Origin of the sequence: Kribbella albertanoniae (assembly GCF_004348455.1) — a bacterium.
Classification (GTDB): Bacteria; Actinomycetota; Actinomycetes; order Propionibacteriales; family Kribbellaceae; genus Kribbella; species Kribbella albertanoniae.
Genome location: NZ_SMKA01000295.1, coordinates 1 through 11,134, shown reverse-complemented (window position 1 = coordinate 11,134; position 11,134 = coordinate 1). Strand labels below are relative to the sequence as shown.

12 protein-coding genes are annotated in these 11,134 nt (G+C 67.7%); 3 read left to right on the top strand and 9 right to left on the bottom strand.

Annotation, left to right across the window (positions count from 1 at the left end; translation table 11 throughout):
• Positions 1–831: 831 nt before the first annotated feature.
• Genes E1261_RS38265 through E1261_RS38230 form a run of 8 tightly spaced genes read right to left on the bottom strand, consistent with a single transcriptional unit; the run spans position 832 to position 7,410 of the window.
• Positions 832–1,230, bottom strand: a complete 399-nt coding sequence (locus E1261_RS38265; RefSeq protein WP_132414642.1) for a metal-sulfur cluster assembly factor — start codon at positions 1,228–1,230, stop codon at positions 832–834.
• A complete protein-coding gene (sufU, locus tag E1261_RS38260; protein ID WP_132414641.1) occupies positions 1,223–1,681 on the bottom strand; it encodes a Fe-S cluster assembly sulfur transfer protein SufU in 459 nt (152 codons plus the stop codon). Before sufU ends, E1261_RS38265 begins: the two co-directional genes overlap by 8 nt.
• Before the next feature lie 2 nt (positions 1,682–1,683).
• Entirely contained in the window at positions 1,684–2,940 is a 1,257-nt protein-coding gene (locus tag E1261_RS38255; protein ID WP_132414640.1) for a cysteine desulfurase, read from the bottom strand.
• Positions 2,937–3,698, bottom strand: coding sequence for a Fe-S cluster assembly ATPase SufC (gene sufC / locus E1261_RS38250; RefSeq protein ID WP_132414639.1), 762 nt, complete (start codon positions 3,696–3,698; stop codon positions 2,937–2,939). Before sufC ends, E1261_RS38255 begins: the two co-directional genes overlap by 4 nt.
• 28 nt (positions 3,699–3,726) lie before the next feature.
• Positions 3,727–4,065, bottom strand: coding sequence for a non-heme iron oxygenase ferredoxin subunit (locus tag E1261_RS38245; protein ID WP_132414638.1), 339 nt, complete (start codon positions 4,063–4,065; stop codon positions 3,727–3,729).
• Positions 4,062–5,261 (bottom strand): Fe-S cluster assembly protein SufD, encoded by a 1,200-nt coding sequence (gene sufD / locus E1261_RS38240; RefSeq protein WP_132414637.1) that lies wholly within the window; start codon positions 5,259–5,261, stop codon positions 4,062–4,064. The genes E1261_RS38245 and sufD overlap by 4 nt, the downstream gene beginning before the upstream one ends.
• Positions 5,261–6,673 carry a Fe-S cluster assembly protein SufB gene (gene sufB, locus E1261_RS38235; protein ID WP_132414636.1) on the bottom strand — a complete coding sequence of 471 codons (1,413 nt, stop codon included), beginning with the start codon at positions 6,671–6,673 and terminating at the stop codon, positions 5,261–5,263. Before sufB ends, sufD begins: the two co-directional genes overlap by 1 nt.
• Positions 6,670–7,410: a helix-turn-helix transcriptional regulator gene (locus tag E1261_RS38230; RefSeq protein ID WP_132414635.1), complete on the bottom strand. Its 741-nt coding sequence runs from the start codon at positions 7,408–7,410 to the stop codon at positions 6,670–6,672. Before E1261_RS38230 ends, sufB begins: the two co-directional genes overlap by 4 nt.
• A gap of 139 nt (positions 7,411–7,549) precedes the next feature.
• Here E1261_RS38230 and E1261_RS38225 point away from each other — a divergent pair, with 139 nt between their 5' ends.
• From E1261_RS38225 to E1261_RS38215, 3 genes are read left to right on the top strand one after another with little or no spacing between them, the layout of a single operon-like run.
• Entirely contained in the window at positions 7,550–8,275 is a 726-nt protein-coding gene (locus E1261_RS38225; protein ID WP_338033975.1) for an ABC transporter ATP-binding protein, read from the top strand.
• Entirely contained in the window at positions 8,272–9,060 is a 789-nt protein-coding gene (locus E1261_RS38220; RefSeq protein WP_132414634.1) for an ABC transporter permease, read from the top strand. The genes E1261_RS38225 and E1261_RS38220 overlap by 4 nt, the downstream gene beginning before the upstream one ends.
• A gap of 37 nt (positions 9,061–9,097) precedes the next feature.
• Complete coding sequence (locus E1261_RS38215; RefSeq protein WP_132414643.1) at positions 9,098–10,024, top strand: COX15/CtaA family protein; 927 nt, start codon at positions 9,098–9,100, stop codon at positions 10,022–10,024.
• A 54-nt stretch (positions 10,025–10,078) separates the two neighbouring features.
• Here the strand turns inward: E1261_RS38215 and E1261_RS38210 are convergent.
• Positions 10,079–11,134, bottom strand: a 1,056-nt coding sequence (locus E1261_RS38210) for a ScyD/ScyE family protein (RefSeq protein ID WP_238176690.1), incomplete at its 5' end; no start/stop codon positions are given.

The window sequence follows — 11,134 nt, the reverse complement described above, 5'->3', positions numbered from 1 at the left end:
CCACAATCCGAGTCACCACCCGACGCTAGCCCATCCCCCACCCCACCGCGCCGCGGGCGGCCCGATCCTCCGAGGGACAGGACGTATATGGGTGCTACACGCAGAACGCACGCTCAACACCACCCTCGCGGCAGCACAGTGGAGGTATACGTCCTGTCGGTCGGAGGATTGCACCGAGCGTCGGTAAGGACACGTAGAGGTGTCTACTCCGAGCCCATCGGCGGAGCTCCTGAGCCTGAGCGCGGAAGCCGTCGCCGACTACTACGTGTCCTTCCCGACGCCGCGCCCTCCTACGGACAGGACGTATATGGGTGCTACACGCAGAACGCACGCTCGGCACCGCTCTCGCGGCAGCACAGTGGAGGTATACGTCCTGTCGGTCGGAGGATTGCAACGAGGCGGGGCTCGGGCGTGCCCGGAAGGCGGGGGCGGATGGGGCGGACCGCCACCACTGTCCAACCTCGGTCGGCCCCCGGGGTTCAGGCTCAGCGCGTGCTGCTCCCGTGGGCGTAGGCGCTCTTGGTCAGTGGCGCACGTCCGGCACCACCTGCAACTCACCCTGATTCACGCGGACCTCATCCACGCCATCCCGCGACTAACCCAGCGTGCCCCGTGGCCGAAGCCGCCGTGCACGTGCGAGGAGTCGCGCGTCGAGTGGAGGGAGTGTGTCGCCGGTAAAAGGGCTTCCGGGGACTCTCGTCATACTCGGTGGAAACGGTCATGCCGGGGTGGCGAGCCTCGCGACTGATGCCAGGGGGAGGTGGGGATGGCGCAGCGAAGCCCGGGGTGGTGGCCCCGGGCTTGGCTTGGGTGGTGCTGGGAACTCTGCGCTCAGACGTTGAAGCCGAGGGCTCGGAGTTGGTCGCGGCCGTCGTCGGTGATCTTTTCGGGGCCCCACGGGGGCATCCAGACCCAGTTGATGCGGAAGTCGTTGACCAGGCCCTCGAGGGACATCCGGGTCTGGTCCTCGATCACGTCGGTCAGCGGGCAGGCCGCGGACGTCAGGGTCATGTCGATGATCGCGGTGGAGGTGTCGTCGACGGTGACGCCGTAGATGAGGCCGAGGTCGACGACGTTGATGCCGAGCTCGGGGTCGACGACGTCCTTGAGTGCCTCGAGTACGTCCTCGACCGGGGGCGGAGTCGCGCCGGGACCGGCCGCCTGGGCCGCCGCGGCCGCTTCGAGGTCGACCTCGGGCAGCTCGATCTTCTCGTCGGTCTGGTCAGGCATTCTTCACTCCTTGGTTGGCTGCCAGCGCCTGGGCGGTGGCGTCGCGCCAGGCGGACCAGCCCAGCAGCGCACACTTGACGCGGGCGGGGAACTGCGCGACGCCCGCGAAGGCGACGCCGTCCTCCAGAATCTCTTCGTCCGGCTCGATGTTCCCCCGGCTCTGCATGAGCTCGAGGAACTTCTCGTACGTCGCCATTCCCTCGGCGACCGGCTTGCCGATCACCAGGTCCGACATCACCGACGTCGCCGCCTGACTGATCGAGCAGCCGACGCTGTGGTGGGTGACGCCCTTCACGGTGTCACCGTCGAGTTCGACGCGGAGTGTGACCTCGTCCCCGCAGGACGGGTTCACGTGGTGCACCTCCACGTCGTACGGGTCCGCGAGCCCGGCGTGGTGCGGGCTGCGGTAGTGATCCAGGATGATCTCCTGGTACAGGCTGTCGAGCTGCATTATCAGTCCACCTTGAAGAATGACCGGACGAATCCGAGTCCGTCGACGAGCGCGTCGATCTCCTCGGGAGTCGTGTACAGGTAGAAAGACGCTCTGGTCGACGATTGCATTCCGAACCGCTCGTGCACCGGACGCGCACAGTGGTGACCAGCCCGTACGGCGATGCCCCGCGTGTCCAGCACGGTCGACACGTCGTGCGGGTGGACGCCGTCCAGCTCGAAGCTGATCGCGGCACCGTGATCGACCGCGTCGGTCGGACCCAGCAGCTTCAGCCCGGGAACCGTCTTCAGCCCTTCGAGCGCGTACTCCACGATCGCGTGTTCGTGTGCCGCGATCTTGTCCATCCCGATCCCGGACAGGTAGTCCAGGGCAGCGCCGAGACCGACCGCCTGCGCGATCGGCGGCGTACCGGCTTCGAACCGGGCCGGCGGTGCGGCGAAGGTCGAACCGGTCATCCGGACGATCTCGATCATCTCGCCACCGCCCAGGAACGGCGGCAGCGCGGCGAGCAGGTCGTACCGGCCCCAGAGGACGCCGATTCCGGTCGGGCCGACTGCCTTGTGCCCGGTGAAGACGAGGATGTCCACCCCGAGCGTGGACACGTCGACCGGGAACTGCGGCACCGCCTGCGATGCGTCGACGACGACGGTCGCGCCGACCGCGTGCGCCTTGACCGCGATGTCGGCGATCGGGTTGATCGTGCCGAGCGCGTTCGAGACCCAGGTGAGCGAGACGATCTTGGTCTGCTCGGTGAGCAGCTCGTCGATGTTCGACAGGTCGAGCCGGCCGTCCTCGGTGACGCCGAACCACTTCAGCGTCGCGCCGGTGCGCTCGCACAGCAGCTGCCACGGGACGATGTTGCTGTGGTGCTCCATCTCGGAGATCACCACGACATCGCCCGGCTTCAGCGAAGCGCCGAGTGAGTGCGCGGCCAGGTTGAGCGCCTCGGAGGCGTTCTTGGTGAAGACGATCTCGTCCCGGTTGGTCGCGCCGATGAAGGCCGCCACCTTGTCCCGGCCGCCCTCGTACGCCGCCGTCGCCTCCGCACCGAGTTGGTGCATGGCACGGGCGACGTTCGCGTTGTGCTTCAGGTAGTGATCAGAGATCGCCTGGACCACCTGGGTCGGCTTCTGCGAAGAGTTCGCCGAATCCAGGTAGACCAAGGGGAATCCGCCGGCCAACTCGCGCGACAGGATGGGGAAGTCCGCCCGGACCGACTGCAGGTCCAGGGGACTGCTGAACGTCCGGGCGTCGGTCACTTGGCGGCTGCCTTCAGGAAGCGCTCGTAACCGTTGGCCTCGAGCTCGTCGGCCAGCTCGGCGCCGCCCTCTTCGGCGACCTTGCCGTCGACGAAGACGTGCACGAAGTCCGGCTTGATGTAGCGCAGGATCCGGGTGTAGTGGGTGATCAGCAGAACGCCCTTGTCACCCTTCTCCGCGAACCGGTTGACGCCGGTGGAGACGATCTTCAGCGCGTCGATGTCGAGGCCGGAGTCGGTCTCGTCGAGGATCGCGATCTTCGGGTTCAGCAGCTCCAGCTGGACGATCTCGTGGCGCTTCTTCTCACCACCGGAGAAGCCCTCGTTCACGTTGCGGTTGCCGAAGTCGGAGTCCATGTCCAGGTCGGACAGCGCCTTGTTGACGTCCTTGACCCAGGTGCGCAGCTTCGGGGCCTCGCCGTCGATGGCGGTCTTGGCGGTGCGCAGGAAGTTCGACACCGACACACCGGGGACCTCGACCGGGTACTGCATGGCCAGGAACAGGCCGGCCCGGGCGCGCTCGTCGACGGCCATGTCCAGGACGTCCTCGCCGTCCAGCGTCACGGTGCCGCTGGTGACGTTGTACTTCGGGTGACCGGCGATCGAGTACGCCAGCGTGGACTTGCCGGAACCGTTCGGGCCCATGATCGCGTGCGTCTGACCACCGGCGATGGTCAGGTCGACGCCGCGCAGGATCTCCTTCGGGCCGTTCTCGGTGTCGACCGACACGTGCAGGTCGCGGATCTCGAGTGTCGCCATGAGGTTTCTTCTATCTCCGTCTGGGTGTTTACAGGGCTGGCTGGTTGAGAGGGTTCTTCACATCGACGAGTACGTCGTCGCCGTCGAGGCGGACCGGATAGACCGGGACCGGGTCGTACGCCGGCAGGCTGGTCGGCTCGCCGGTGCGCAGGTCGAAGCGGGACCCGTGCAACCAGCACTCGATCTCGCACCCACCGACGTCACCCTCGGACAGCTGGATCTGCGCGTGCGAACACTCGTCCCGCACCGCGAAGTACTGTCCTTCGCTCTTCACGACCGCGACCTCGACGCCACCGATCTCCACCGAGACGACTCCCTCGTCCGGTACGTCGGTGGCGGCGCAGGCGCGCTCAAAGCTGTCGCTCACTGGCCGAGCGCCGCCTTCGCTGAGGCGCTCAGCTCGGCAGTGCGGGCCAGCTTGGTTTCGATCACCTCGTGCAGGTGCTCGACGACCTCGGGGACACCGATCTTGCCGATGATGTCGTTGAAGAAGCCGGACACGACCAACCGGCGGGCGGCGTCCTCGGGGATGCCACGGGCCTGCAGGTAGAACAGCTGCTCGTCGTCGAACCGGCCGGTCGCGGACGCGTGTCCCGCGCCCTCGATCTCGCCGGTCTCGATCTCCAGGTTCGGCACCGAGTCGGCGCGGGCGCCCTCGGTCAGGACCAGGTTGCGGTTCAGCTCGAAGGTGTCGGTGCCTTCGGCCGCGGCGCGGATCAGTACGTCGCCGATCCAGACCGAGCGGGCGTGGTCACCGGCCAGCGCACCCTTGTAGAGCACGTTGCTCTTGCAGTTCGTGGCCTCGTGGTCGACGAACAACCGGTGCTCGTGGTGCTGACCACCCTCGGCGAAGTACACCCCGAGGAACTCGGCGTCGCCACCAGGACCGGCGTACCGGACGTTGGCGTTGATCCGGACGACCTTGCCGCCCAGCGTCACGACGACGTGCTTGAGCTTGGCGTCGCGGCCGACCAGCGAGTCGTGCTGGGCGAGGTGCAGCGAGTCGTGGTCACCCTGCTGGATGCTCACGACGCGCAGCTCGGCGCCGTCGCCGACCTTGATCTCGACGTTGCTGGCCAGCTCACCGGCGCCGGTGTGATCGATGATCACGAGACCGCGGCTGTGCCGGCCGGCCTCGATGATCAGGTGCGTGTACCCACGGCCGCCGAGGCTGGCCACGTTCACGTGCACCGGCTCGGTCAGCTCGGCCTCGTTCGGGATCCGCACGGCGAGCGCGGACGGGGACTGCTTCCAGGCGATCGCGGACGGCCGGTCCTGCGGGGTGAGGACCTTGAGCGCGTCGGCGACGACGGTCTCGATCGTGACCCGCTCCGGGCCGGAGGCGTCGATCTTCGGCGTCTCGGTCGGCTCGGTGTCCTCGAACAGGCCCTTCAGCGCCTTGATCGGCGTGAAGCGCCACTCCTCTTCACGCCCGTTGGGCACGGGAAAGACATCGACGTCGTACGACGTCGGCCGCTCGCTCCTGGCCTGCAGCGGAACCGGGGAGCCCGGCCCGTGCGAATGCGCCTTGTTGCCAGTGGCAACCAGAGTTTCGGTCGACATCAGCCGACGGCCCCTTCCATCTGCAGCTCGATGAGCCGGTTGAGTTCCAGCGCGTACTCCATCGGGAGCTCGCGGGCGATCGGCTCGATGAAGCCGCGGACGATCATCGCCATCGCCTCGTCCTCGGCCATCCCCCGGCTCATCAGGTAGAAGAGCTGGTCGTCGCTGACCTTGGAGACGGTCGCCTCGTGCCCCATCGCCACGTCGTCCTCGCGGACGTCGACGTACGGGTAGGTGTCGGAACGGCTGATGGTGTCGACCAGCAGCGCGTCACAGCGCACGGTGGACTTGCTGTGGTGCGAACCCGGCGCCACCTCGACCAGACCGCGGTACGACGTCCGGCCGCCACCGCGGGCCACGGACTTCGACACGATCGAGCTCGACGTGTACGGCGCGTTGTGCACCATCTTCGAGCCGGCGTCCTGGTGCTGGCCCTCGCCCGCGAACGCGACCGACAGTGTCTCGCCCTTGGCGTGCTCACCCATCAGGTAGACGGCCGGGTACTTCATCGTCACCTTGGAACCGATGTTGCCGTCGATCCACTCCATCGTCGCGCCGGCCTCACAGGTGGCGCGCTTGGTGACCAGGTTGTAGACGTTGTTCGACCAGTTCTGGATCGTCGTGTAGCGGCAGCGGGCGCCCTTCTTCACGATGATCTCGACGACCGCGGAGTGCAGCGAGTCCGACTTGTAGATCGGCGCGGTGCAGCCCTCGACGTAGTGGACGTAGGCGTCCTCGTCGACGATGATCAGCGTCCGCTCGAACTGGCCCATGTTCTCGGTGTTGATCCGGAAGTAGGCCTGCAGCGGGATGTCCACCTTGACGCCCTTGGGCACGTAGATGAACGAGCCGCCGGACCAGACCGACGTGTTCAGCGCGGCGAACTTGTTGTCGCCGACCGGGATCACGGAGCCGAAGTACTCCTGGAAGAGCTCCGGGTACTCCTTCAGGCCGGTGTCGGTGTCGAGGAAGATGACACCCTGCTCCTCCAGGTCCTCACGGATCTGGTGGTAGACGACCTCGGACTCGTACTGCGCGGCGACGCCGGCGACCAGGCGCTGCTTCTCCGCCTCCGGGATACCGAGCTTGTCGTAGGTGTTCTTGATGTCCTCGGGAAGCTCTTCCCAGCTGGTCGCCTGCTTCTCGGTCGACCGGACGAAGTACTTGATGTTGTCGAAGTCGATCCCGGACAGGTCGGCGCCCCACGACGGCATCGGCTTGCGGTCGAAGAGCTTCAGGCCCTTCAGCCGCAGGTCGAGCATCCACTCGGGTTCACTCTTCAGCGCCGAGATGCCACGCACCACGTCGGCGTTGATGCCGCGCTGGGCCACCGCGCCGGCGGCGTCGGAGTCGGACCAGCCGTACTGGTAGTTGCCGAGGCCTTCCAGTTCGGGGTGAGCGGTTTGCGTCATCGTGCAGTCCTCGCAGATTCGCCGTCGGATACAGAGGAAACGGGCCCGGCAGAATTCACCGCAGGTCCCGGGATGTGCGTCGTACAGACACCGTCGCCGTGGGCGATGGTGGCCAGCCGCTGGACGTGCCGGCCGAGCAAGGTGGCGAACACCTCGGTCTCGGCCTCACACAGCTGGGGGAACTGCTCGGCCACGTGCGCGACCGGGCAATGGTGCTGGCAGAGCTGAGCGCCCTGGCCCCGCTCGGCGGTGGACGCGGCATAGCCGTCCGCCGTCAGCGCCTGGGCCAGCGCCTCTGCCTTGTCACTCTCGGGAGCCGCGTCGACCAGCTCCCGGTACCGCTGTCCCACCTCGACGGCGCGGCGGCGCGCGAACTCCGCCACCGCCTCGTCACCGCCGGCCTCCGCGATGAAGTGCAGCGCGGTGGCCGCCAGGTCGTCGTACGCCTGGTGGAACGCGTGCCGGCCGGTGTCGGTCAGCACGAAGACCTTCGCGGGGCGCCCGCGGCCACGGGGGCCGTAGACGCGCTCCTCGCGGGACTCGACCAGGCCCTCCTCGAGCAGGTGGTCGAGGTGCCGCCGGACAGCGGCAGGCGTCAGCTCGAGGCGCTCAGCGAGCACCGCGGCGCTGGACGGACCGTTGGTCAGAATGGACCGAGCGACCCGGTCCCGGGTCGACTCGTCCCGCGCACTGCCGGTGCCGGCAGGCGCCGCTCCGGATGTCGCGGAAGTTTTCACAACATCAGTGTCGCGTAAATACCCGGGCCCTTCAAATAAGGCTGCCCTAACCGGTTCACGCCTTCTCCGCGGACTCACGCTGAGCCAAAGGGCAGGGCGTGAGCGAGGTCACGTTCACCTGTTCCCTACACTGCGGTTTGTGCCAGTCGCGGTGGAGATCGACAACCTCGTCGTGCGGTACGGCGAGAAGGCCGCGGTCGACGGTCTCAGTCTCACCGTAACCGGCGGCACAGTCACGTCCGTGCTCGGGCCCAACGGCGCGGGCAAGACCACGACCGTGGAGACCTGCGAGGGGTTCCGGCGGCCGGATTCCGGCAAGGTCCGGGTGCTCGGGCTGGACCCGATCGCCGACCACGACGAATTGATGCCGCGGATCGGCGTGATGCTGCAGGACGGCGGCGCCTGGTCCGGGGTCCGCGCGCTCGAGATGCTGAAGTACGTCGCGACGCTGCACTCGCATCCGCTCGACCTCGACACCCTCGTCGACCGGCTCGACCTTGGGACCTGCGGAAAGACGCCGTACCGGCGGTTGTCCGGTGGGCAGAAGCAGCGGCTGTCACTGGCGCTGGCGATCGTGGGGCGGCCGGAGATCGCGTTCCTGGATGAACCGACCACGGGGCTCGACCCGCATGGGCGCCGCGAGATCTGGCAGCTGATCCGCGACCTGCGGGATGACGGGGTGACCGTCGTACTGACGACGCATGCGATGGACGAGGCCGAGCAGCTGTCCGACCAGGTGCACGTGATGTCCGCCGGGAAGCTGATCGCCTCCGGCACTCCGGACACGCTGACAGAACACGGTACGAAGTCGCTGGAGGACGTCTACCTGGCGCTCACCGCGCCGCCCGCACGGGAGCAGAGATGAGCACCGAGACCGCCACCTACGCGCCACAGCCGGGCAGTGCGCCGTGGCGGCACAAGGTGCTCGCCCACACCCGGATGGAATTCCGGCTGCTGATCCGCAACGGCGAGCAGCTGCTGCTCGCGCTCGTCATCCCGCTCGGGCTGTTGCTCCTGCTGGGTGCGACCGGGCTGGGCAACCGGCTGCCACTCGGCGAAGGCCGGCCGATCGACGACGCCGTACCGCGGGTTCTTGCTCTTGCTGTGTTGTCGTCGTCGTTCACGTCGCTGGCGATCGCGACCGGTTTTGAACGCCGGTACGGCGTGATCAAGCGGCTCGGAGCGTCTCCCCTGTCGCGCGGCGGGCTGCTCGCCGGGAAGATCGGCGCGGTACTGATCGTGCAGGTGATCCAATTCGCCGTACTGATTGGGACCGGGTTCGCCCTCGGCTGGAAGCCGGTCGGAGGCGCGACCGCGGTGGTTGGCGTCGTACTGACGGTCCTTTGCGGTACGGCGGCGTTCGCGTCGCTCGGTCTGTTGATGGCCGGTGTACTGCGGGCTGAGGCGACGCTGGCGGCTGCGAACCTGCTGTATCTGTTGCTGCTGGCGGGTGGTGCGGTGATGACGCCGGTCGATGAGTACCCGGAGGCGATGCAGGGCGTGGTCCGGCTGCTGCCGAGTGCGGCGCTGGCGAGTGGCCTGTCGAACTCGACGGTCGAGGGGATCATCCCGTGGGCGGCCGCACTGTCGCTGGCGCTGTGGGCCGGAGTCCTGGGCTACCTGGTCTCCCGAACCTTCCGATGGGACTGATCTTCCGAGTGGGACCGACCTTTAGAGTGTGCCGGTGATGACGACCGAACTTCCGCCCCAACAGACTGAACCAGTCGGCCGGTTCTGGCGCCTGGTGCCCGAGCCGAGCCTGGACGCGGTCCGGCGCTGGGGCTGGGCCTCGGTGATCGTCAACATCGGCATCGTGGTCACCGGCGGTCTCGTCCGGCTGACCGGATCCGGGCTCGGCTGCCCGACCTGGCCGTCCTGCACGGACTCGTCGTACGTGCCGCACCCCGAGCTCGGGATGCACGGGGCGATCGAGTTCGGGAACCGGATGCTCGGGTTCGTGGTCGCGATCGTTGCGATCGGCACCTGGCTTGCCGTGATGCGGTACCGCCCGATCCGCCGGGACCTGCGCAGGCTGGCGACCGCGGCCGCGCTCGGCGTACCGCTGCAGGCCGTCATCGGCGGTGTGAGTGTCCTCACCGGTCTGAACCCGTGGATCGTCTCCGCCCACTTCCTGGTCTCGCCGATCATCATCACGCTGACCGTCTCGATGATGCGCCGCTCCCGAACCAGCCCCTACCCGCACACTCCCCCGGTCGTCCGGGCACTGGCCACGGCATCGGTGGTGGCCGTCTGGCTGGCCGTTGCCATCGGCACCCTCGTGACCGGCGCCGGGCCGCACTCAGGCGACCCGGACACCGGCCGGAACGGCTTCGACGAGGAACTGATCAGCCAACTGCACGCCGACGTGGTCTTCGGCCTCCTCGGCATCACGATCGCCCTGGTGATCGCAACCCGAGTGACCGCAACCTCCCGCACCCTCCGCAAACTGGCGTCCTGGCTACTCGCCGCCGAACTCCTCCAAGGCGCAGTCGGCTTCACCCAGTACTTCACCAACCTCCCCTGGGTCCTGGTCCTCATCCACATGTTCTTCGCCGCCCTACTGATCGCCCTGGTAACCGCCGTCTACGGCGAACGCGGCACCCCAGCCACCTAACGTCCCCGCGCAACGTCCGAAGGACCGGAGGGCCCGCCTCCGGTTGTTCGGACGTTAGCGGATCTTGTAGACGGCTCCGGGGCCGAAGATCGGTGCGGAGACGTAGAGGTCGCCCCAGCGGTTGTAGGCGACACCGCCGGGGAGGTTGAGCTTGCCGCGGGCAAGTTCTCGCCGGTGGCCCCACTTGTCCTGGACGATCAGCGAGCCGATCGGCGAACCACCCATCTCGAACTTCAGCCAGCTGTCGCGCGCCAGCTGCACCACGGCGAGCTTGCCGTGCGGTCCCCCGGCCAGGTCGACGATCGACGTGTACCCGTCGGCGTACCGCTTGCAGTGCCCCTTCCGCGGCTTCACCGGATCGCAGACGGCATTCACCGAACCGGGCTTGATCCGCCAGATCTGCGAGGTCCCTTTGGTGGCCGGGAATCCGCGGAGTTCACCGACGTACCAGTAACCGTCCGAGCCGACCGTGACCGACGTCGCGACCGCCTCGCTCGGGATCGGCGTACCGGCCGGTGGCGCTTCCGATCCCAGCCCGGCCGGCGTCTTGACGACCCGCGGCTTCAACCGGGCGACCGTCTTGATCGTCCCGTTCGGCCAGACCCGTAGCAGGTCGTTGCCCGCGGCATCCGCCACGAGAACCGTGCCGTCCTTCAACGCGGCCACGCCGTACGGGTTGGACTCGGTCGGCGGATCGCCCAGGTTGTACGGATCCGGATCCTTCGCCTGGTACTTCGCGATATCCGCGACCACGATCGGCGCCTTCCCCGGCCGCAACCGGTACAGGGTCGCACCACCTGGCGGGATCGGCTGACCCGGCTCACCACCCGCGCCGGTCAGCGCGTACGTCGTACCCCAGGCGTTGGTGTCGATCGCCGGCGGGAACCCGCCCGGCACCTGCCCCAACTTCCACCGCTTGTGACCATCGGTCGCATAGACCGAACCGTCCGTGACGCTGTAGATCACCTTGTGCCCATACGTCGCCACACCCCGTGGACCATCCAGATTGGTTGCCACAGGCCTCAGTACCCCGCCCGCCTCAGCCTGCCCCGCCACCAGCATCGACCCAGTCATCGCCAGCGCCGCAACAGCCGCTATTCGTGTTCGTAC